The 20,773-nt window shown below is 62.0% G+C and carries 19 protein-coding genes; 4 read left to right on the top strand and 15 right to left on the bottom strand.

Annotated features, from left to right (window positions below; genetic code table 11):
• Positions 1-31: 31 nt before the first annotated feature.
• Both ONG87_RS11470 and ONG87_RS11465 read right to left on the bottom strand, forming a co-directional pair.
• A complete protein-coding gene (locus tag ONG87_RS11470; RefSeq protein WP_122477782.1) occupies positions 32-334 on the bottom strand; it encodes an RcnB family protein in 303 nt (100 codons plus the stop codon).
• Between the two features lie 43 nt (positions 335-377).
• Entirely contained in the window at positions 378-683 is a 306-nt protein-coding gene (locus ONG87_RS11465; protein WP_264381279.1) for a hypothetical protein, read from the bottom strand.
• A gap of 40 nt (positions 684-723) precedes the next feature.
• On the opposite strand from ONG87_RS11465, the gene ONG87_RS11460 reads away from it, so the two are divergent.
• On the top strand, positions 724-3,189 hold the full coding sequence (locus ONG87_RS11460) for an autotransporter outer membrane beta-barrel domain-containing protein (protein ID WP_264381278.1): 2,466 nt from the start codon (positions 724-726) through the stop codon (positions 3,187-3,189).
• A gap of 84 nt (positions 3,190-3,273) precedes the next feature.
• On the opposite strand, the gene ONG87_RS11455 is transcribed toward ONG87_RS11460, so the two are convergent.
• From ONG87_RS11455 to ONG87_RS11445, 3 genes are all read right to left on the bottom strand, one after another.
• Positions 3,274-4,455: an acetyl-CoA C-acetyltransferase gene (locus tag ONG87_RS11455; protein WP_264381277.1), complete on the bottom strand. Its 1,182-nt coding sequence runs from the start codon at positions 4,453-4,455 to the stop codon at positions 3,274-3,276.
• A gap of 185 nt (positions 4,456-4,640) precedes the next feature.
• Positions 4,641-5,645 (bottom strand): GTP 3',8-cyclase MoaA, encoded by a 1,005-nt coding sequence (moaA, locus tag ONG87_RS11450; RefSeq protein ID WP_264381276.1) that lies wholly within the window; start codon positions 5,643-5,645, stop codon positions 4,641-4,643.
• A 162-nt stretch (positions 5,646-5,807) separates the two neighbouring features.
• A complete protein-coding gene (locus tag ONG87_RS11445) occupies positions 5,808-6,530 on the bottom strand; it encodes a pirin family protein (RefSeq protein WP_192055305.1) in 723 nt (240 codons plus the stop codon).
• A gap of 269 nt (positions 6,531-6,799) precedes the next feature.
• On the opposite strand from ONG87_RS11445, the gene ONG87_RS11440 reads away from it, so the two are divergent.
• Genes ONG87_RS11440 through ONG87_RS11430 form a run of 3 tightly spaced genes read left to right on the top strand, consistent with a single transcriptional unit; the run spans position 6,800 to position 8,890 of the window.
• Positions 6,800-7,585, top strand: coding sequence for a sulfite exporter TauE/SafE family protein (locus ONG87_RS11440; protein ID WP_122477789.1), 786 nt, complete (start codon positions 6,800-6,802; stop codon positions 7,583-7,585).
• Between the two features lie 45 nt (positions 7,586-7,630).
• Positions 7,631-8,134: a GNAT family N-acetyltransferase gene (locus ONG87_RS11435; RefSeq protein WP_264381275.1), complete on the top strand. Its 504-nt coding sequence runs from the start codon at positions 7,631-7,633 to the stop codon at positions 8,132-8,134.
• Between the two features lie 57 nt (positions 8,135-8,191).
• Entirely contained in the window at positions 8,192-8,890 is a 699-nt protein-coding gene (locus ONG87_RS11430) for a dihydrofolate reductase family protein (RefSeq protein WP_264381274.1), read from the top strand.
• 17 nt (positions 8,891-8,907) lie between these two features.
• Here the strand turns inward: ONG87_RS11430 and prpF are convergent, their stop codons facing one another.
• The 10 genes from prpF to ONG87_RS11380 form a co-directional block, all read right to left on the bottom strand.
• On the bottom strand, positions 8,908-10,092 hold the full coding sequence (gene prpF, locus ONG87_RS11425; protein ID WP_192103469.1) for a 2-methylaconitate cis-trans isomerase PrpF: 1,185 nt from the start codon (positions 10,090-10,092) through the stop codon (positions 8,908-8,910).
• A gap of 10 nt (positions 10,093-10,102) precedes the next feature.
• Positions 10,103-12,718 carry a Fe/S-dependent 2-methylisocitrate dehydratase AcnD gene (gene acnD / locus ONG87_RS11420; protein WP_264381273.1) on the bottom strand — a complete coding sequence of 872 codons (2,616 nt, stop codon included), beginning with the start codon at positions 12,716-12,718 and terminating at the stop codon, positions 10,103-10,105.
• Between the two features lie 162 nt (positions 12,719-12,880).
• Entirely contained in the window at positions 12,881-14,008 is a 1,128-nt protein-coding gene (gene prpC / locus ONG87_RS11415; protein WP_264381272.1) for a 2-methylcitrate synthase, read from the bottom strand.
• A 41-nt stretch (positions 14,009-14,049) separates the two neighbouring features.
• A complete protein-coding gene (prpB, locus tag ONG87_RS11410) occupies positions 14,050-14,937 on the bottom strand; it encodes a methylisocitrate lyase (RefSeq protein ID WP_122477799.1) in 888 nt (295 codons plus the stop codon).
• A complete protein-coding gene (locus ONG87_RS11405) occupies positions 14,934-15,686 on the bottom strand; it encodes a GntR family transcriptional regulator (RefSeq protein WP_244646817.1) in 753 nt (250 codons plus the stop codon). The genes prpB and ONG87_RS11405 overlap by 4 nt, the downstream gene beginning before the upstream one ends.
• A gap of 129 nt (positions 15,687-15,815) precedes the next feature.
• Positions 15,816-16,892, bottom strand: coding sequence for an alkene reductase (locus tag ONG87_RS11400; RefSeq protein WP_264381271.1), 1,077 nt, complete (start codon positions 16,890-16,892; stop codon positions 15,816-15,818).
• A gap of 33 nt (positions 16,893-16,925) precedes the next feature.
• Positions 16,926-17,489: a type 1 glutamine amidotransferase domain-containing protein gene (locus ONG87_RS11395; RefSeq protein WP_192151657.1), complete on the bottom strand. Its 564-nt coding sequence runs from the start codon at positions 17,487-17,489 to the stop codon at positions 16,926-16,928.
• Positions 17,490-17,636: 147 nt separating this feature from the next.
• Positions 17,637-19,364 carry a gamma-glutamyltransferase gene (gene ggt / locus ONG87_RS11390; RefSeq protein ID WP_264381270.1) on the bottom strand — a complete coding sequence of 576 codons (1,728 nt, stop codon included), beginning with the start codon at positions 19,362-19,364 and terminating at the stop codon, positions 17,637-17,639.
• Positions 19,365-19,440: 76 nt separating this feature from the next.
• Positions 19,441-20,163: a GNAT family N-acetyltransferase gene (locus ONG87_RS11385; RefSeq protein ID WP_264381269.1), complete on the bottom strand. Its 723-nt coding sequence runs from the start codon at positions 20,161-20,163 to the stop codon at positions 19,441-19,443.
• 50 nt (positions 20,164-20,213) lie between these two features.
• Entirely contained in the window at positions 20,214-20,639 is a 426-nt protein-coding gene (locus ONG87_RS11380) for a 3-isopropylmalate dehydratase (RefSeq protein WP_264381268.1), read from the bottom strand.
• Positions 20,640-20,773: the final 134 nt, after the last annotated feature.

Genomic DNA, 20,773 nt, shown 5'->3' with positions numbered 1-20,773 from the left:
GGCGCCGGCTGTCGCTGACAGGCGACAGCCGTTACTTGGGAATGGGCTGGATGTCCTGAATCACCGCGTTGCTGCGTCGGACCAGTACGAAGTTGTCGCCGATCTGCACCCACTGGCTGTCCGGGTCGGGTTGCTTGAGCCCCGAGGATTTCCACCCGATGAAAGCTGAATCGGGTTGGGCATAGGCTGCCGGAACACGGTCGCCCTTGCCCAGGGAAACCAGCTCGGTGGCGTCGCCGGGCGGGCGGAATACCTCGATGGCAAGCGTGACAGGCGATGCGGCCGACAACAGCGCGCCGGTGATGCACAGCGAAGCGAACAGCATGCGGGTCATGGGGGAACTTCCTCTAATCAACCTATTGGCCAAGCTGCAACGATCAACGCGGAACCAGAGGCCACGCAATGTGGTGAACAGGTTCCGAAGAGACGGCTAAGCTTGACGTCTTCCAGTCTGAGATCTCGATTTTTTCAACCGAATCAACCGTAGTATGCCAATTGTACAGCATGCCAAGCGTATTTGAGAAAGCTTCGACGGCAAGTAAGAAAATGCGCAAAGGCAACGCACGCAAGCTCCCATCTGCTCCAAAAATGTAACTTTGCATTACATTGGCGAAGCATGGGAAATTTCCTCTATTTTTCTCCGCCTTGCGACGATTAAAGTTGTTGAAAAATAAATGCGTCATTTTGCGTGCGTGTCATGTATGGAATACAGGATGCCAGTGAGTGCTGAATTTCGTCGGTTTTAAATATTGGTGGGCGGTTGAAATGGCTATAAAAAACAAAATTCTACAATGCTCTGGGCTGGCGTGGATGTTTGTGATGCCGCAGGATGTTATTGCTCTATCTGTCAATGGCCCTGATCCGTTGAATTTTAATATTCCCTTTAGTCCGACTATCGGGAATGGGTTGAATGTCGGTACGTATGGGTACGGACGAGTGAATATTACAAACGGCGCAAAAGTGACAAGTCATTCAGTGGGAGCTGGATCTGGTCAGCTGGGTGTTGACGCCGGTTCTGAGGGAGTGGTGGTTGTTTTCGGATCAGGTTCTCGCTGGAATAGTACAGGAGACACCAAAGTGGGGGTCAATGGTAAAGGCCTCCTGGTTGTAGATAGCGCGGCGCGTGTTTCTGTAGGTGAGTCGCTCGAGGTCGGAGTAGAAGGGAATTCGATCGGTAGCGTAGTGGTAAGTAATGGCAGCTCTCTATCTGTCGAGAACACGCTAGATGTCGGTGGGGAAGACTTTTCGCAGGGTAGCGTAAGCGTCACTGGAGGGAGCGTTATAAATGTTGTGGGGGCAGGTGTAGGCTCTATAACGCTCGGTAGAGCAAGCAACTCGGCTGGGGAGTTACTTGTTTCGGGGGGCGGCTCGTCCGTGAATGCGGCTGAAGTTACGGTTGTGGGTAAAGGTGGCAGTGGCATGCTCACGCTTCAGAATAAAGGTGAGCTAAACACCAATAAGCTGGTTTTGGCAGATGCCGCTGGTTCAAGCGGAGTGCTTTACATAGGTTCTTCAAACACTGACGCTCCGGCCGAAGCGGGTTCGCTGAACTCAACCGAGGGCGTTTGGCTCGGTGCCGGCGATGGCAGTATTGTTTTTAACCACACTGCATCGGATTATGAGTTTGCATCGGCTATTAAAGAAGGCGGTTCAGCGTTGATTGCAAATGGCCGAACGATATTGACCGGTGAGAGCACATACAGTGGGTTGACTAAATTAGTGGGTGGAGTGCTTGAGGCAGGAGGTATGAATGTCTTCAGTAAGAACTCTGATTACACTGTATTTGAAGGCGGGGCCTTATCGCTCAATGGATACGGTCAAACGTTGGGAGGGTTGAGCAATAGTGGTGTTGTTTCGTTGCAAGGGCCGCGTGCTGGTGCGGTACTCACAATTGATGGGGATTATACAGGAGGCAATGGATTGTTGATTTTCAACTCAGTGCTAAATGGCGATGAATCCGTGACGGATCGCTTGGTAGTCTTGGGGGACACTTCTGGTCTTACAAAAGTTAGCGTCAATAATTTGGGCGGATCAGGTGCCTCGACACTGAACGGGATAGAACTTATCACCGTCCAGGGCAATTCTTTAGCTCAGTTCGAGCAGGCCGGCCGAATCGTAGCCGGGGCTTATGATTATCGTCTCGTAAGGGGGGAAGGCGCCAATAGTGGGAATTGGTATTTGGACAGTGGAACTTCTGAGGTGCCAGAAATACCTCAGTCGCAAACTATTCGGCCTGAGGCGGGGTCTTACTCTGCAAATCTCGCGATGGCAAATGCTTTGTTTGAAATCAGGTTGGAGGATCGGCGCAGCTCGCGAGATTATACTGATCCACTGAGTGGCGAGCAAAAGACAACGCGTTTGTGGATGAAAACTATCAGGGGGTATGCCCAGGGCGTAGATATCAGCGGTCAGCTGAGTACTCACTCCGACCGTCAGGCTGTGATGATAGGTAGTGATATCGCATCAGGAGCGACAGGGAAAGGAGGAGGGTGGCGAGTAGGCGCATTGGCAGGTTATGGCAGCGGCACCAACGACACTGCATATAAACTTAATTCATACGACTCAAAAGGGCGAGTTTCAGGCTACTCAATAGGCGTTTATAGTACTTGGTACGAAGATGCCGTAGATGAAATCGGTGCTTATATCGACGGTGTATTTCAGTACAGTTGGTTCGATAATTCGGTAAAAGGTGAGGGTCTAAGTGGCGAGCAGTACAAGTCTCGTGGTCCCGTTGCTTCGGTAGAAGTTGGCCGTGTGATGGAAGTTTCCAAGTTTCGCGGTTTTTCATTTTATATTCAGCCCAAGGTGAAATTGGCTTGGTCCAGCATAAAAGCTGAAGATCACATTGAGCGGAATGGAACCGTGGTGAGATTTGGTAATGAGAGCGGTATTTCCACTCATTTGGCAGTGAGAGCATTTCTGAAAAATATAGATCGCGGCTCATCAGCAGGGACTGAGATCAAGCCCTACGTAGAGGCGGGATGGATTCACAGTGACAAGGTATATAGTGTCAATATGGATCGTGTGAAAATCTCCCAGGATGGGTATCGGGATGTCGGAGAAATAAAGCTGGGTGTGGAGGGTGAGGTAACTTCTCGACTTGGCCTGAGCGGGGCAGTTGGCCATCGATTCGGTGGCCGAAATTACAGTGACAGTGTTGCCGAGGTGAGTTTGACCTACGGGTTTTAGGTAGGTCGAACTACACCGAAGCTGAGCGTGCCAGTCTCCATCCATTCACCACACGCTGGCCAGTGCGTGTTGCCTGCTGCCGGATCAGTCTCGCGCCAGAGCCAGGGCTACACCTTGCCCACCGCCAATGCACAGGGTGGCCAGCCCCTTGCTGGCATCGCGACGCAGCATCTCGTGCAGCAAGGTGACCAGTACCCGGCAGCCGGAAGCCCCTATCGGGTGACCCAGGGCAATGGCGCCGCCGTTGACGTTGACCTTGTCGGCGTCCCAGCCCAGCACTTGGCCAACCGACAGCGCCTGCGCCGCGAAGGCTTCGTTGGCTTCGATCAGGTCCAGTTGCTCGAGGCTCCAGCCGGCCTTCTCCAGGCAGCGGCGAGTGGCCGACACCGGAGCGATGCCCATCACCGCCGGATCCACGCCGGCATTGGCATAGGCGGCAATGCGCGCCAGCACCGGCAGGCCCAGTGCCTGGGCCTTGGTCGCACTCATCAGTAGCACGGCCGCAGCGCCATCGTTGAGCGACGAGGCATTGCCAGCGGTGACGCTGCCGTCGGCTTTGAAGGCCGGCTTGAGCTTGCCCAGGCTTTGCGCCGTGGTGTCGGCACGTGGCTGCTCGTCTACAGCGAACTGCACGGGCTCGCCTTTGCGCTGGGGCACGGCAATGGGGGTGATTTCATGGACGAAACGACCGGCTTCGATGGCCGCCACGGCCTTTTGCTGGGACTGCGCAGCGAAGGCATCCTGGGCTTCGCGGCTGATGCCGTACTGTTCGGCCAGGTTTTCTGCGGTAATGCCCATGTGATAGTCGTTGAAGACATCCCACAGGCCGTCCTTGATCATGCTGTCGACCAGCGCGGCATTGCCCATGCGCAGACCGGTGCGTGCGGCTGGCAGCAGGTAGGGCGCCAGGCTCATGTTTTCCATGCCGCCGGCGATGATCACCTCGGCGTCGCCGCAGCGGATGGCCTGGGCGGCCAGGTGCACGGCCTTGAGCCCTGAACCGCAGACCTTGTTCAACGTCATGGCGGGTACGGCGCTGGGCAGGCCGGCAAACATCGCCGCCTGGCGCGCGGGGTTTTGCCCGGCGCCTGCGGTAAGCACCTGCCCAAGAATGACCTCGTCGACCTGTGCAGGATCTAGACCGGTCTGTGCGATCAGTCGGCGAATCACCGCAGCGCCCAGCTCGACGGCGGGAACGCTCGCCAGCGAGCCCTGGAAACTGCCGACGGCGGTGCGTGTGGCGGCAACGATAACGACGTCTTGCATGAAGGAGTCCTCGGTAGGGCGGCCGGTGGCCTTGTTCTTGTAGGAAGCGGATGGCACCGCTCAACGTACCGGACACACAGCGACGGCACAGAGTGATTGTCGGCCCTGTGCACTGATTTGATAAGTTGCATTTTCAAACGGGTTTATAAGAAAAGCAGAACAATGCCACAGACCAGCGCCCGCACTCAGCCGCCAGTCATGTTCATGAAGCGCACTACCTGCACGTCATCGTCGAGGCGAAAGTTGTGGCTCCACGGCTTGAGCTGCATGGCCTGAATGATCGCCTGCTCGAGCAGCTCGGGTTGGCCGGGGTGCTCGCGCAGCACGCTTTTCAAGTCTGCCGAATGCTCGTTGCCCAGGCACAGCAGCAGACGGCCTTCGACTGTCAGGCGCACGCGGTTGCAGGTCGCACAGAAGTTGTGGCTGTGCGGGGAAATGAAACCGATGCGCGTGCCCGGCGCCTGAGGGATGCGCCAGTAGCGCGATGGGCCTTGGGTGGAATCGGCGGAGGGCAGCAGCTCGTAACGCTCGGCGATGCGCGCGCGTACTTGATCACTCGAGTAGAACGCTTCGGCGCGGCTGTGCTCGCTGATGGCTCCCAGGGGCATTTCCTCGATGAAGGAGATGTCCAGGCCGCGGTCGATGGCAAAGCTCACCAGGTCGACGACTTCGTCGTCGTTGCGACCCTGCATGACCACGCAGTTGAGCTTGGTATGGCGGAATCCGGCGGCATTGGCCGCATCGATGCCGGCGATCACCTTGTTCAGGTCGCCGGTACGGGTGAGTTCGCGAAAACGTGCTGGATCGAGGCTGTCCAGGCTGATGTTCAGCCGCTTGACGCCGGCGTCGAACAACGGCTGGGCCAGGGCTTCCAGGCGCGAGCCGTTGGTGGTCATGCACAGTTCCTGCAGGCCGGGCAGGGCGGCGATGCGTCGGCACAGGTCGACGATGCCCGAGCGCACCAAGGGTTCACCCCCGGTCAGACGGATCTTGCGTGTGCCCAGGGCGACGAAGCTTGCGGCCACCTGCTCGAGTTCCTCGAGGCTGAGGATCTGCTGGCGCGGCAGAAACGTCATGTCTTCGGCCATGCAGTACACGCAGCGAAAATCGCAGCGATCGGTGACCGACAACCTCAGGTAATCGACTTTGCGGGCGAAGCCATCGTGCAGGGTGCGCTCAGGGGTGTGCATCGGGGGTACCAGTAAAGGGCATGACCATTTCGACTGCCAACGCCATGCAGGCGTTGCAAAAAAATGCAGATCCTGAAGGTACGCGCCACACCGGGGTCAAGCCAATCGCTTTTTTCAATGCGGTCATCGACAGGATTGATCGGCCCCCGGTGCACTGCCCGATCATGGCATCTGCGGCAACTCGTTGGGGCGCAGGTCGAATACCAGCACCTCGGCGTCGACCCCGTTGGTCAACTGCAGCACGGTTTCCTCGCGCAGGCGCACGCCATCCCCTTCATTCAGACGCTGGCCGTTGAGTTCGACGCTGCCCGTGGCGACGTGCACATAGGCGTAGCGGTTGTCCGCCAGCGTCAGCGTGGCCTGTTCCGCGCCGTCGAACAGGCCGGCGTAGACCCGCGCATCCTGGCGCACTTCAAGCGAGCCTTGCGCGCCATCGGGCGAGATGATCAGTTGCAGGCGGCCACGTTTCTGCTCGGGCGAGAAGTGTTCCTGCTGGTAGCGAGGCTCGGCGCCTGCTTGCTCGGGTACGATCCAGATCTGCAGGAAATGCACGGGGTCGACATCGCTGTGGTTGAACTCGCTGTGGGCCACGCCGTGGCCAGCACTCATCAACTGCACGTCCCCTGGGCGAATGACCGAGCCGGTGCCCAAGGTGTCCTTGTGCGCCAGCGCGCCTTGCAGCACGTAGGAGAAGATCTCCATGTCGCGGTGCGGGTGCTGACCGAAACCCTTGCCGGCGCTGACCCGGTCGTCGTTGATCACCAACAGGTCGGAGAAGCCCTGCTCCTGTGGGTTGCGGTAGTGGCCGAAGGAAAAGGTATGGAAGGATTGCAACCAGCCATGATTGGCGAGACCGCGGTCCGAAGCTTTGCGAAGTGCGAGCATGGTGTTCTCCCGATTCTGGTGGGGGCGCAGCGTTGAAGGTGCTGTGCGATGGGTAGAGATTATGCGTTCGCCGCGCCGGGATAAATCGTCCCTGCAGCGCAGGACTGTCGCGCTCAGGTTGACAGTCATGAAGTGCAGGCTTGCCTTGCGTGATCGGATGATGGTTATAAGCTAATGCTGCATAGTTATAATTGGCTATATCAGAAATTGTTATCCTGCCGCCCGGCTACCGCTCCCGCGATGCTGAATCTGATGTGTAGGACGTAAGAATGGACGTAGGTACCTGGGGTTTCACCGTGGCCGGGCTGGTGGTCGGTTTCATCGTCGGCATGACGGGTGTGGGCGGCGGCTCGCTGATGACGCCCATCCTGCTGTGGTTCGGCATCAATCCGGCCACGGCCGTCGGCACCGACCTGTTGTACGCCGCCATCACCAAGGCCAGTGGCGTCTGGGTGCATGGGCGCAACAAGAACATCGACTGGAAGATCACCGGCTGGCTGGCGCTGGGCAGCGTGCCCGCAGCGGCGCTGGTGCTCTGGTATCTGAAAAGCCTGGATGCCGAACCGCAGGCCATGGGCGCGGTGATCAAGCAGGCATTGGCTGCGGTGCTGTTCCTGACCGCGTTCGCCATCCTCTTCAAGAAGCGCCTGCAGGCCTTCGCCAGTCGCCATGCCGGCGACCGCTACAACCTCAGTGCCAGCACCCTCAACGGTCTGACGGTGATCACCGGCGTGGTCCTTGGTGTGATGGTTTCGCTCACGTCCATCGGCGCCGGTGCGCTGGGCACCGTGGCGCTGTTCCTGCTGTATCCGTTCCTGGCGACGCGGCGCCTGGTCGGCACCGAGATCGCCCACGCCGTACCCCTGACCCTGGTGGCGGGCATGGGCCACGCCAGTATGGGCAACATGGACTGGTCGTTGCTTGGCCATTTGCTGCTTGGCTCGCTGCCGGGCATCTGGCTGGGCAGCCATCTGTCCGGGCGCGTGTCGGACGACATCCTGCGGCCTTGCCTGGCGGTGATGCTGCTGCTGATCGGTTTCAAGCTTGCTTTCTGAGCCCCTCATACCGGCGCGGGTTATCTCATGTGCGGAGCAGATTCCATGAACGCGATAGACATTCGCCCGGTGCAATCGGATCAGGTCGCTGCAACCCTGGATTACGTCATGGCTGCGCGGGCCTCGATCTTTCCGCAGCTGGATGCCACGCAAGTGCCGGATGACCTGGCGCACTTTGCCGAGGTTTACCTGGGCTCCGCCCAAGGCTGTTTTCTGCTGGCCTGGCAGGCGGGTCAGATCGTAGGCAGCATCGGTTACCTGCCCTACGACCAGCGCTTCAATCAGCTGCAGCTACCGCTCGAAGCCACCGTCGAGGTCGTCCGGTTGTTCGTTTCGCCCAGCTGTCGTGGCGCCGGCGTGGCCAAGGCGCTGTATGCAGCGCTGCTGGCGCAGGCGCGTGCGGCAGGTGTGCGAACCCTGTACCTGCACACTCACCCGTTCCTGTCCGGAGCCATCGCCTTCTGGCAGAAACAAGGGTTCGAGGTGCTCGACGTCGAGTCCGATCCAATCTGGCAGACGACGCACATGAGCTGCGCCGCTTCAAGCTGAACCAACGGCCAGGGGCGCCGGTCGGTGATAGACATACCGAACGCCTTGGAGCCGCCAATGAAGCCCTATGTAATCTGCCACATGATGTCTTCCGTCGATGGTCATGCGCTGACCGACGGTTGGGCGCGGCCGTTCAAGAACGCCGCAGGTGAGCTGTACGAGCAGTTGGCCAAACAGTTCGAGTTCGATGCCTGGGCCTGTGGCCGGGTGACCATGCAGGAGATCGCCCACGACGAGGGTTATCCGTCCGGCCTGGCCACCGGGCCGATTGCGCGTACCCCGTATTTTGCCGATCGCGCGGCGAGCGCCTATGCCATTTCCATCGACCCGAAGGGCAAGGTCGGTTGGAAATCCAACACGGCGCTGGACTCGCACATCGTCGAAGTACTGACCGAAGGCGTCAGCGACGACTACCTGGCCTATCTGCAGTCGATCCAGGTGTCCTACATTTTTGGCGGCCAGGACACCCTAGACTTGAGTCGAGTGCTGGACATTCTCGGCCGTGAATTGGGCATCAAGCGCCTGGTCGTCGAAGGCGGACCGCACGTCAGTGGCTCCTTCGTGAACGCAGGGCTGGTTGATGAAATCAGTGTCCTGCTGCTGCCTTTGGTAGACGGCTGCGGCGAGCACCCGGCGTCGTTCGAGATCGACGCCGGGCAATGGCAGCAGCCGACTTACCTGGCCCTGGACAGTGCCGAAGTGCAGGAGGGCGGTGCGGTGTGGCTGCGCTACCGGCAGCAAGCACTGCCGGGCTGAAGGCCGGACGCGCGTAGCTAGGCCAGGGTCTGCGCGGGCACTCGTACCCAGCCTTCCATCAGGACTCGCGCGCTGCGGCTCATGATCGCCTTGGTCACTTGCCACTGGCCCGCGACTTCGTTGGCCTGGGCGCCGACACGCAAGGTGCCCGAGGGATGGCCGAAACACACCGTACTGCGCACGCCACCCCCGGCCGCGCGGTTGACCACGGTGCCGGGGATGGCCGCGGCGGTACCGATGGCCACCGCCGCAGTGCCCATCATCGCGTGGTGCAGCTTGCCCATCGACATGGCGCGTACGGTCAGGTCGATATCGGCCGCGGCAACGGGTTTGCCGCTGGACGCGAGGTAGTCGGCCGGTGGCGCGACGAAAGCGACCTTCGGCGTGTGCTGGCGGGTCTTTGCATCCTCCAGGCGACTGATCAGGCCCATGCGCAGCGCGCCATGGGCGCGGATGGTTTCGAAGCGAGCGAGGGCCTGTGGATCGCCGTTGATCGCCTCCTGCAGTTCGCAGCCGTTGTAGCCCAGGGCGGCGGCGTCGATGAAGATGGTTGGAATGCCCGCGTTGATCAGGGTCGCCTCGAAACGACCCACGTTCGGCACGTCCAGCACGTCGATAAGGTTGCCGGTGGGAAACATCGCCCCCGCCGCGCCCTCGGCCTCGGCAGCCGGATCGATGAACTCCAGTTGCACCTCGGCGGCCGGGAACGTCACGCCGTCGAGTTCGAAATCACCGGTTTCCTGCACCATACCGCCGCTCATGGGCACATGGGCGATGATCGTCTTGCCGATATTGGCCTGCCACACGCGAACCGTGGCGATGCCGTCGTGGGGGACGCGGGAAGGATCGAGCAGGCCAGTACTGATGGCAAAGGGGCCGACGGCGGCGGACAGGTTGCCGCAGTTGCCGCTCCAGTCGACGAACGCGCTGTCGATGGACACCTGGCCGAACAGATAGTCGACGTCATGCCCCGGCTGGCTGCTCGGGCTGACGATCACCGTCTTGCTGGTGCTCGAGGTGGCACCGCCCATGCCGTCGATCTGCTTGGCGTACGGGTCCGGGCTGCCGATCACCCGCAGCAGCAGGGCGTCACGCAGCGGCCCTGGCTGGCGCGCCGGCTCGGGCAGGTCGGCGAGGTTGAAGAACACGCCTTTGCTGGTGCCGCCGCGCATGTAGGTGGCGGGAATGCGAATCTGCGTCATGGAGCTGTCCTCAGTGAGCGCCGGCGGCATGGGGAGCAGGCGCGGTGGCCTGCAGGAAATCCTGGGCGAAGCGCTGCAGCACACCACCGGCTTCGTAGATCGAGACCTCTTCGGCAGTGTCCAGTCGGCAGGTCACCGGCACTTCCAGGCGCTCGCCATTGCGCCGTTCGATGATCAGCGTCACCTGCGCCTGGGGTGTCAGTTGGCCGATCACGTCGAACACCTCGGTGCCGTCGATACCCAGGGTCTTGCGGTCGGTGCCGGCAGCGAACTGCAGCGGCAGCACACCCATGCCCACCAGATTGGTCCGGTGGATGCGCTCGAAGCCCTCGGCGGCAATTGCCTCGACCCCGGCCAGGCGTACGCCTTTGGCCGCCCAGTCGCGCGAGGAACCCTGGCCGTAATCGGCCCCGGCAATGATGATCAGCGGCTGCTTGCGCAGCATGTAGGTTTCGATCGCTTCCCACATGCGCATCACCTGGCCTTCGGGTTCCAGGCGGGTCAGCGAACCTTGGCGAACCTTGCCGTTTTCCACCACCATTTCATTGAACAGCTTGGGGTTGGCGAACGTCGCGCGCTGGGCAGTCAGGTGGTCGCCGCGGTGGGTGGCGTAGGAGTTGAAGTCTTCTTCGGGCAGACCCATTTTGGCCAGGTATTCGCCCGCAGCGCTGTCGAGCATGATCGCGTTGGACGGCGACAGGTGATCGGTGGTGATGTTGTCCGGCAGCACGGCCAGAGGGCGCATGCCCTTGAGCGTGCGCTCGCCGGCCAGGGCGCCTTCCCAGTAGGGCGGACGACGGATGTAGGTGCTCGCCGGGCGCCAGTCGTAGAGGGGCGCGACCTTCGGCCCGGTGTCCTCGTGAATGGCGAACATGGGGATGTACACCTGGCGGAACTGCTCCGGTTTCACCGACGACTTGACCACGGCGTTGACTTCTTCGTCGCTGGGCCAGATGTCCTTGAGCCGAATGGGCTGACCCTGCAGGTCGAACCCGAGCACGTCTTTTTCGATGTCGAAGCGGATGGTGCCGGCGATGGCATAGGCGACTACCAAAGGCGGTGAGGCGAGGAAGGCCTGCCGGGCATACGGGTGGATGCGCCCGTCGAAGTTGCGGTTGCCCGAGAGCACCGCCGTGGCATACAGGTCGCGTTCGATGATCTCTTGCTGAATCACCGGATCGAGCGCGCCGGACATGCCATTGCAGGTGGTGCAGGCGAACGCCACGATGCCGAAGCCCAGGGTTTCCAGTTCCTCGGTCAGGCCGGCTTCGTCCAGGTACAGCGCCACGGTTTTCGAGCCCGGTGCCAGGGATGACTTCACCCAAGGCTTGCGGGTCAGGCCCAGGCGGTTGGCGTTGCGCGCCAAGAGGCCGGCGGCGATCACGTTGCGCGGGTTGCTGGTGTTGGTGCAGCTGGTGATGGCGGCGATGATCACCGCGCCGTCCGGCATCTGCCCTGGCACGTCGGTCCAGGGGCCGGCGATGCCTTGGGCGGCCAGGTCGCTGGTCGCCACCCGCGCGTGGGGGTTGCTCGGGCCGGCCATGTTGCGCACCACGCCCGACAGATCGAAGCTCAGGTCGCGTTCATAGACGGCGGCGTCCAGGCTGTCGGCCCACAGGCCGGTAAGGCGCGCGTAGTCTTCGACCAACTGCACTTGCTGCTCCTCTCGGCCGGTCAGACGCAGGTAGTCGATGGTCTGCTGGTCGATGGCGAACATCGCCGCCGTGGCGCCGTATTCCGGGGCCATGTTGGAGATGGTGGCGCGGTCGCCCAGAGTCAGCTCGCGCGCGCCTTCGCCGAAGAATTCCAGGTAGGCACCGACGACTTTCTGCTGGCGCAGGTATTGGGTCAGGGCCAGCACCATGTCGGTGGCGGTGATGCCGGGTTGCAGCTGCCCGGTCAGTTCGACGCCGACGATCTCGGGCAGGCGCATCCACGAGGCGCGACCGAGCATGACGCTTTCGGCTTCCAGGCCGCCGACACCGATGGCAACCACCCCCAGCGCGTCGACATGGGGCGTGTGGCTGTCGGTACCAACACAGGTGTCGGGGAAAGCGACACCTTCACGAACCTGAATGACCGGCGACATCTTCTCCAGATTGATCTGGTGCATGATGCCGTTACCCGGTGGAATGACATCGACGTTCTTGAAGGCCTTGCGCGTCCAATCGATGAAATGGAAGCGGTCTTCGTTGCGACGGTCTTCGATGGCGCGGTTCTTCTCGAACGCCTGGGGGTCGAAGCCGGCGCTTTCTACCGCCAGCGAGTGATCGACGATCAATTGGGTCGGCACCACCGGGTTGACCAGCGCCGGGTCACCGCCCTGGGAGGCAATCGCGTCGCGCAGGCCGGCGAGGTCGACCAGCGCGGTCTGGCCGAGGATGTCATGGCACACCACGCGCGCCGGGTACCAGGGGAAGTCCAGGTCGCGCTTGCGCTCGATCAGCTGGCGCAACGAGGCGTCGAGGGTGGTGGGGTCGCAGCGTCGCACCAGGTTTTCGGCGAGTACGCGGGAGGTGTAGGGCAGGGTGGCGTAGGCGCCGGGCTGGAGGGCTTCGACGGCTTCTCGGGCGTCGTAATAGTCCAGTGGCGAGTTCGGCAGGGACTTGCGGTGTTGTGTGTTCATCAGGTTGGCTCACGGTGCACGGCATGGTCAGGCATGGCAAAAGTTCGGCGGGGCGGCCTTCGCGGGCAGAGCCCGCTCCCACATAAAACCCAGCTCCAGATTCGGAGGATTGTGGGAGCGGGGCGGGCGGCGAGCCATCTACCCGCGAAGAGGCCCGCCAGGTCAGCGACGATCCAGGGGCACGAATGCGCGCTGTTCCACGCCGACATACTCCGCGCTGGGCCGGATGATCCGGTTGTTCGCGCGCTGCTCGAATACGTGCGCCGCCCAGCCCGTCACCCGCGAGCAAACGAAGATAGGTGTGAACAGTTCGGTGGCGATGCCCATGAAGTGGTAGGCCGAGGCATGGTAGAAGTCGGCGTTGGGAAACAGCTTCTTCTGTTCCCACATGGTCTTGTCGATGGCCTCGGACACCGGGTAGAGCACCTTGTCGCCGGCTTCTTCGCTCAGCTTCTTGGCCCAGCCCTTGATCACCTCGTTGCGCGGATCGTTGTCCTTGTACACGGCATGGCCGAAACCCATGATCTTGTCCTTGCGCTCCAGCATGGCCAAGGTGCCGCGCACCGCCTCCTCGGGCGAAGCGAACTTCTGGATCATCGCCATCGCCGCCTCGTTGGCGCCGCCGTGCAGCGGGCCGCGCAACGAGCCGATGGCGGCGGTCACGCATGAATACATGTCCGACAGGGTCGATGCGCAGACGCGGGCGGTGAAGGTCGAGGCGTTGAATTCGTGCTCGGCGTAGAGAATCAGCGATACGTCCATCACCTTGCTGTGCAATTCACTCGGCGATTTGCCATGCAGCAGGTACAGGAAGTGCCCGGCGAACGTCTCTTCGTCGCTGCTGCAGTTGATACGCACGCCATGGTGGCTGTAGCGGTACCAGTAGCACATCATCGCCGGGAACGCCGCCAGCAGGCGGTCGCTCACGTGTTCCTGCTGGCCGAAGTTGCGCTCAGGCTCCAGCGTGCCGAGGAACGAACAGCCGGTGCGCATCACGTCCATCGGATGGGTGCTCGACGGAATGCGTTCGAGCACTTCCTTCAACGGCTGCGGCAGGTCGCGCAGGCTGCGCAGCTTCCCCTGGTAGGCAGCCAGTTCGGCAGGCGTGGGCAGCTCGCCATGCAGCAGCAGGTAGGCGACTTCCTCGAACAGGGCATGTTCGGCCAGTTCGCGCACGTCATAGCCACGATAGGTCAGCCCGGCACCGGGCATGCCGACGGTCGACAGGGCGGTCTGTCCGGCCACTTGGCCACGCAGGCCAGCGCCACTGAGTACTTTTGCTTCGGCCATGGGTTTTCTCCGATCTTGGATTTGTTATTGGAATGCAGTGATCATTTTTTCTGCGCAAACAGTGCGTCCAGCTTGCGCTCGAAGTCGTGGTAATCGATTGCCTCGTACAGCTCCATGCGAGTCTGCATGGTGTCGATGACATTCTGCTGAGTGCCGTCGCGGCGTATCGCGGTGTAGACGTTCTCGGCCGCTTTGTTCATGGCGCGGAACGCAGACAGTGGGTAAAGCACCAGGCCCACGCCAACGCCACCCAGTTGCTCGGTGGTGAACAGCGGGGTGGCGCCGAACTCGGTGATGTTGGCCAGAATCGGCGCCTTCACCCGGCTGGCGAACAGCTGGTACATCTGCAATTCGGTGATGGCTTCGGGAAAGATCATGTCCGCACCCGCCTCGATGCAGGCGGCGGCGCGGTCCAGGGCGGACTCCAGTCCTTCCACCGCCAGGGCGTCGGTGCGCGCCATGATCACGAAGCTGTCGTCGGTGCGGGCATCCACGGCTGCCTTGATACGATCGACCATTTCCTGCTGTGAGACGATTTCCTTGTTTGGCCGATGGCCGCAGCGTTTGGCGCCCACCTGGTCCTCGATGTGCATGGCCGCCGCGCCGAACTTGATCATCGACTTGACGGTGCGCGCAACGTTGAACGCCGACGAGCCGAAACCGGTGTCGACATCGACCAGCAACGGCAGCTCGCAGACGTCAGTGATGCGGCGCACGTCGGTCAGCACATCGTCCAGGCCGGTAATGCCCAGGTCGGGCAGGCCCAGCGAACCCGCCGCGACGCCGCCTCCGGAGAGGTAGATGGCCTTGAAGCCGGCCCGCTGCGCGAGCAGTGCGTGGTTGGCGTTGATGGTGCCGACCACCTGCAGGGGTGACTCTTCGGCGAGTGCCTGGCGGAAACGTTGGCCGGGGCTGGACGGCTGATTCATGGTTGGGCTCCTGGGGTGTTGTTGTGGTTGGGTTCCAGGTAATGGCGCTCGATGTTGCGCTTGGACGCGGCGATGTGCCTACGCATGAGCAACTCGGCCAATTCGCCATCGCGCTCGGCGATGGCGTCGAGAATACGGTGGTGTTCGGCAAAAGCCTGATGGGGGCGGTTGGGCGTGGCCGAGAACTGGATCCGGTACATGCGCACCAACTGGTAGAGGTCGTCGCACAGCATCTGCACCAGCGTGCTGTTGCCGCTGCCCTGGATGATCCGGTAGTGGAAGTCGAAGTCGCCTTCCTGTTGGTAGTAGCCGACGCCGGCCTGGAACGCGGCATCGCGCTCATGGGTGGCCAGCACCTCGCGCAGTTCGTCGATCTGCACCTGGCTCATGCGCGTGGCGGCCAGCCGGCAGGCCATGCCTTCAAGCGATTCGCGGATTTCGTAGAGTTCGATGAGTTCGGCGTGGTTGAGCGATACCACCCGCGCACCGACGTGCGGAATGCGCACCAGCAGGCGTTGGCCCTCGAGGCGGTGGATGGCTTCACGCAGGGGACCGCGGCTGATGCCGTAGGTGCGTGCCAGTTCGGGCTCGGAAATCTTGCTGCCAGGGGCTATTTCGCCGTTGACGATGGCCGCCTGGATACGCCGGAAGACGTTTTCCGAAAGCGTCTCGGTTTCACCCGCAACACTGGAAACGTGCGGCGCGTCGTTGTTGGGCAGGACGTGCAATGAAACAGACGTGGCAGACATATTGTCGACACCTTGGCAGGTAGTGACAAAAAAATAGCCCTGTTCAAGCGGCTAGTCAATACGTCGCAACCCAAGTGTCGACAATCTGCGGAAGTGACCGGGGGCACTGCCCCCGATACCGTGCTGCGCTCACTCGGCTGTGGGGTAGTCCACATAGCCTTCGGGCCCCTGGCTGTACCAGGTTTCCATCACGTCCTTGTTCAGCGGCAAGCCTTCGGCGAACCGATGGGGCAGGTCAGGGTTGGCCAGGAACGGTCGGCCGAAAGCGATGGCGTCTGCTTCACCTGCGTCCAGCGCGGCCTGCGCTTTCTCATGGGTGTAGTCGGAGTTGAGCACCAGTGTGCGGCTGAAGGCCTTGCGGATGACCGGATGCACGGGCGGGCGGTCGGCCTTGCCGAAGGTACCGTCGAGCGGTGGCTCACGCAGTTCCAAGTAGGCGATGCCGATCGTGTCCAACGCAGCGGCAGCAGCGGAGAACAGGGTTTCCGGATCGCTGTCGTTGACCCCTTGCGAATCACCATTGGGCGACAGGCGCACACCGGTACGTTCGGCACCGATGGTGTCGACAACCCGCTGTGTGACCTCTGTCAGCAGGCGGATGCGGTTTTCTACCGAACCGCCGTAGGCATCGTCACGGAAGTTGCTGTTGTCGCGCAGGAACTGATCGATCAAATAACCATTGGCCGCATGGATCTGCACGCCATCGAAGCCGGCACGCATGGCGTTCTTCGCGGCATGCTCGTAGTCGTCCAGCAACCGTGGAATTTCGTGGATGCCCAACGGACGCGCCTGCACATAGGGCTGCTTGCCATCGTAGGTGTGGGTCTGACCTGGCGCAGTGGTCGCTGACGAGGAAACCGGCTGCGCGCCTCCCAGGAAGCTGGGATGAACGATGCGGCCCATGTGCCACAGTTGCAGGTCGATGCGGCCACCGGCCTCATGCACCGCAGCAGTGATCTTCTTCCAGCCCTCGACCTGCTCGTCGCTCCAGATGCCGGGCGCGTAGGGCCAGCCCAGGCCTTCCTGAGTGATGCCGGTGGCTTCGGTGATGATCAGCCCGGCGCTCGCGCGCTGGGTGTAGTACTCGATCATCAGATCGGTGGGTACGTGATTGCGGGTTGCACGGCCGCGGGTCAACGGCGCCATCAGGATGCGATGGGGCAGCTTCTGCGCGCCGACCTGGATCGGGTCGAATAAAGAAGGCATCTGGTCTCCCTGGTCTGTGGGTTGAAAGGCGGCTCAGGCAGTGCCGAGGGCCTTGATGATGGCGTCATTGAAGGCCGGGATGTCCTTGGGGTTGCGCGAGGTGATCAGGGTCCAGCCGTTGGCCCCGCACTGCTTGACCTCTTGATCCACCCAGCCAGCGGCACCGGCGTTGGTCAGGTCGAGGCTGACGCTGGGGTACGAGGTCAGGGTTTTGCCAGGGATCACGCCGGCATTGATCAGCAGCCATGGACCATGGCAGATGGCGGCCACGACCTTGCCGGCATCGGCGAATGCCTTGACCAGTTGCTGGGCATCGGTGTCCTGGCGCAGGGTGTCGGCATTTACGGTGCCGCCGGGAATCACCAGGGCGTCGAAGTCGCTGGCGTTCAGGCCCTGGATCTTGCCGTCGGATTCAACGGTACGGTCTTTCTCGGTGTCCTGCTGGAAGGTCTGCACGGTGCCGCCTTCGCTCGAAGCGTGGGTCACGGTGGCGCCTGCTTCGCGCAGCGCTTCGAGAGGCTTGAGCAGTTCATCGCGTTCGATGCCGGTGTTGGCAGTGATGAACAGGACTTTCTTGCCTTGCAGTTGGGTACTCATGAAGGTCTTCCTCGGCTCAGTGGGTGCCTGGCACGCCAGGCGATCAGGAAATCTGAGCGCGGAGGAAAATGGAAAGTTCAGGCGGATTCTTCTTCGGTGCGGCGGGCGGGCAGGCCCGATTGCAGGCCTGCCTTTGCGTTTGCCGGCTCAGTAGCCTGCGGCAAGACCAGTGTTGCGGCGGGGATCGTTGGCGCCGTAGAAACGGTTGTTGGCCACCGGTTTGGCGCCCAGGGCCGGCGCGCCTACCAGGATCGCGGCCAGGTGGTTGGCGTCCTGGGGCTCACCGAACTTGTGCCCCCAGCTTTCGAGAATCTTGCGTGTGTCGGGGCTGATGGCGAAGGTTTCCAGGTTGGTGACGTCGGGCATCCACTGCTGGTGGAAGCGCGGTGCATTGACCGCCTGCTGGATGTCCATGCCGTAGTCGATCACGTTGAGCATGGTCAGCAGGGTGGCGGTGATGATCCTGCTGCCGCCGGGCGTGCCAAGCACCATGACTGGCTTGCCGTCCTTGGTGACGATGGTCGGGCTCATGGAGGACAGCGGCGTCTTGTACGGCGCGATGGCGTTGGCCTCGCCCTGGACCAGCCCGTACATGTTGGCCACGCCGACCTTGGAGGTGAAGTCGTCCATTTCGTCGTTGAGCAGGATGCCGGTACCGCTGGCCATGACCCGCGCGCCGAACCAGCCGTTGAGGGTGTAGGTCACCGACACCGCGTTGCCCCATTTGTCGACGATGGAGTAATGGGTGGTGTTGCTGCCCTCATGGGGGGCCACACCCGGCTTGATCTCGGCGGAAACGCCGGCCTTGTTCGGTGCGATGCTGTCGCGCAGCTTGGTCGCGTAGTTGGCGTCGAGCAGGTGCGCGATGGGGTTCTTGACGAAATCCGGGTCGCCCAGGTAGCTGTTGCGGTCCACGTAGGCGTGGCGCATGGCTTCGATCTGGTAGTGCATGCCCTGCGCCGAGCCATAGCCCAGCTCGGCCATCGGGTAGCCCTGGAGGATGTTCATGATCTGGCAGATGACCACGCCGCCGGAACTGGGCGGTGGCGCGGACACCACATGGTAGCCACGGTAGTCGCACTCGATCGGGTCCAGTTCGCGGGTCTTGTACTTGTCGAGGTCGGCCTGGGTGATGATGCCCTTGCCCGCCTGGCTCGAATCGACGATGGCCTTGGCCACCCAGCCTTGGTAGAACCCGGCGTTACCCTTGTCGGAGATTTCCCGCAGGGTCCGCGCCAAGTCCTTCTGCACCAGCTTCTCGCCGGCCTTGAACGGCTGGCCCTGCTTAAGGAATATCTTTGCCGAATCCTGGCTGTCCTTGCGGAAGTCCTCGGTGGCGGTTTCCAACAGGTCGACATCGCCCTGGGCCAGGGTGAAACCTTCGTCTGCCAGCTTGATGGCCGGCGCCAGCAGATCGGCGCGTTTGAAGGTGCCGTACTTCTGCAACGCCAGCTCCATGCCCGACACCGTGCCGGGTATGCCTACCGACAAGTGGCCGTCGGTGCTCAGGCCCTCGATGACATTGCCGGCCTTGTCCAGGTACATGTCGGCGATGGCGGCCAGCGGTGCCTTCTCGCGGAAGTCGAGGAAGGTCTTGCGGCCATCGGCCATCTGCAGGGTCATGAAGCCACCGCCGCCGATGTTGCCCGCAGCCGGGTAGACCACGGCCAGGGCATAGCCTACGGCCACGGCGGCATCGACGGCATTGCCGCCGTCCTTGAGCACATCCACGCCAATGTGGGTGGCCAGTTGCTGTGCGGTGACCACCATGCCGTTCTCGGCAGCGACGGGGGCGGGAGAAGCGGCGAACGTACAGGCGGGCACCAGCGCGAACGCAATGGCGATCAGCGACTTGGGCAAGGGTTCGAGTTTCAAGAGGTGGCTCTCTTCTTCTGCGGATGGGGAGCAAAAAAGCGAATGGCTTCGCCAATCGCAAGAATAGCCGTGTTTCTCAATGTTGCTGGCGGCCGGCGGCCAACGCCGTCAGCTGCTGGCCGGCAGCATCGAAGTTATCCGTCGCCAGCCACCGCCCGAAGGCTGCGCGCAGCGCCGGCCATTCGCTGTCGATGATGGAAAACCAGGCCGTATCGCGGTTGCGACCCTTGTACACCAGCGCTTGGCGGAAGATGCCTTCGAAGCTGAAGCCCAGCCGTGCCGCGGCCTTGCGCGAGGGCTCGTTGAGGGCGTCGCATTTCCACTCGTAGCGGCGGTAACCCAGTTCGTCGAACACCCGGCGCATCAATAGGTACTGGGCTTCGGTCGACAGCGGGGTGCGTTTCATCAGCGGCGAGAACGTCACATGGCCGACCTCGATGACGCCATTGGCCGGGTCCATGCGCATCAAGGCCAGGGTGCCCACCGCGCGCTGGGTGCGCAGGTCGATCACGGCCCAGTGTTGCGGATCCTGGCTGGCTGCCGCGTGTTGCAGGTGACTGCGGTAGCTGTCCAGGTCGGCAAACGGGCCGACCGGCAGGTAGGTCCAGTCGCTGCCATCGGTCTGTTGGCAATAGCCACTGAACAGGTCTTCGGCGTGGGCCGCAGCGTTCAGGGGTTCAAGCCGGCAATAGCGCCCCTCGATGATGTCGTGGGCCGGCCGCGTGCGGGCGCTCCACTCGGGGACGGCATGACCTACAGGCTGGTGGTGCTCGTTGCGGCTGTTCTCGTTGCTGGGCATGACGACTCCTGATGACGTAGGCAGGGTTGGGCAAGAAGGTCGCGCCGAACTCAGCGCGGATCCAGCACGATGCCGAAGCCGCTCTTGGCTTCGCTGACGATACGCAGGTGCTGGCGCTCGCCGGGCTGGGCCTGCAGGCGCAGTTCGCGATTCAGGCGGCCTTTGCTGCACAGCAGGCCACCCTGTCTGTCGGTGGTGATGCCAACGATGTGTTCGCCCGGCGGCAGGTGGAAGGTCGCCACTTCACCCACGGCCAGCAGCGCGGCGGGTTCACGGTCGATCAGCAGTGCCACGTAGCAGCCGCCGCCCAGCATGCCGATATCACGGTCCACCACCAGCTCGCTCGATGGCGACAGCGTTTGTTGCCAGGCCGACAGCCGTTCGGCCGGCACGGCTTTCAGGTGCTCCGAATCAGCGCGAAACGAGGTACAACCCGACAGGCTTGCCGCGGCCAGCATCATCCAGAACACACGCATCGTTCGATTCCTCATAGGGCACTGTGCTCCCACTCTAGCTCAAGCGAGAAGGGGTGCCGAACACTCGCAACGTGGCCAGCTTCAGAAAAGTTTTGAAACAGGTTCCCGCCAAGGTGCGCGATGGGCAAGAATGG

This window comes from Pseudomonas sp. MM227 (assembly GCF_947090715.1).
Taxonomy (GTDB): Bacteria; Pseudomonadota; Gammaproteobacteria; order Pseudomonadales; family Pseudomonadaceae; genus Aquipseudomonas; species Aquipseudomonas baltica.
The sequence above is the reverse complement of the archived record's forward strand: the minus strand, read 5'-3'. Positions and strand labels throughout refer to the sequence as shown.

What these genes read in the sequence shown, in the direction of transcription:
- ONG87_RS11470 (WP_122477782.1), bottom strand. Translation starts at nt 334, where the DNA reads ATGACCCGCATGCTGTTCGCTTCGCTGTGCATCACCGGCGCGCTGTTG.
- ONG87_RS11465 (WP_264381279.1), bottom strand. Translation starts at nt 683, where the DNA reads ATGACGCATTTATTTTTCAACAACTTTAATCGTCGCAAGGCGGAGAAA.
- ONG87_RS11455 (WP_264381277.1), bottom strand. Translation starts at nt 4,455, where the DNA reads ATGCAAGACGTCGTTATCGTTGCCGCCACACGCACCGCCGTCGGCAGT.
- moaA (WP_264381276.1), bottom strand. Translation starts at nt 5,645, where the DNA reads ATGCACACCCCTGAGCGCACCCTGCACGATGGCTTCGCCCGCAAAGTC.
- ONG87_RS11445 (WP_192055305.1), bottom strand. Translation starts at nt 6,530, where the DNA reads ATGCTCGCACTTCGCAAAGCTTCGGACCGCGGTCTCGCCAATCATGGC.
- ONG87_RS11440 (WP_122477789.1), top strand. Translation starts at nt 6,800, where the DNA reads ATGGACGTAGGTACCTGGGGTTTCACCGTGGCCGGGCTGGTGGTCGGT.
- ONG87_RS11435 (WP_264381275.1), top strand. Translation starts at nt 7,631, where the DNA reads ATGAACGCGATAGACATTCGCCCGGTGCAATCGGATCAGGTCGCTGCA.
- ONG87_RS11430 (WP_264381274.1), top strand. Translation starts at nt 8,192, where the DNA reads ATGAAGCCCTATGTAATCTGCCACATGATGTCTTCCGTCGATGGTCAT.
- prpF (WP_192103469.1), bottom strand. Translation starts at nt 10,092, where the DNA reads ATGACGCAGATTCGCATTCCCGCCACCTACATGCGCGGCGGCACCAGC.
- acnD (WP_264381273.1), bottom strand. Translation starts at nt 12,718, where the DNA reads ATGAACACACAACACCGCAAGTCCCTGCCGAACTCGCCACTGGACTAT.
- prpC (WP_264381272.1), bottom strand. Translation starts at nt 14,008, where the DNA reads ATGGCCGAAGCAAAAGTACTCAGTGGCGCTGGCCTGCGTGGCCAAGTG.
- prpB (WP_122477799.1), bottom strand. Translation starts at nt 14,937, where the DNA reads ATGAATCAGCCGTCCAGCCCCGGCCAACGTTTCCGCCAGGCACTCGCC.
- ONG87_RS11405 (WP_244646817.1), bottom strand. Translation starts at nt 15,686, where the DNA reads ATGTCTGCCACGTCTGTTTCATTGCACGTCCTGCCCAACAACGACGCG.
- ONG87_RS11400 (WP_264381271.1), bottom strand. Translation starts at nt 16,892, where the DNA reads ATGCCTTCTTTATTCGACCCGATCCAGGTCGGCGCGCAGAAGCTGCCC.
- ONG87_RS11395 (WP_192151657.1), bottom strand. Translation starts at nt 17,489, where the DNA reads ATGAGTACCCAACTGCAAGGCAAGAAAGTCCTGTTCATCACTGCCAAC.
- ONG87_RS11385 (WP_264381269.1), bottom strand. Translation starts at nt 20,163, where the DNA reads ATGCCCAGCAACGAGAACAGCCGCAACGAGCACCACCAGCCTGTAGGT.
- ONG87_RS11380 (WP_264381268.1), bottom strand. Translation starts at nt 20,639, where the DNA reads ATGCGTGTGTTCTGGATGATGCTGGCCGCGGCAAGCCTGTCGGGTTGT.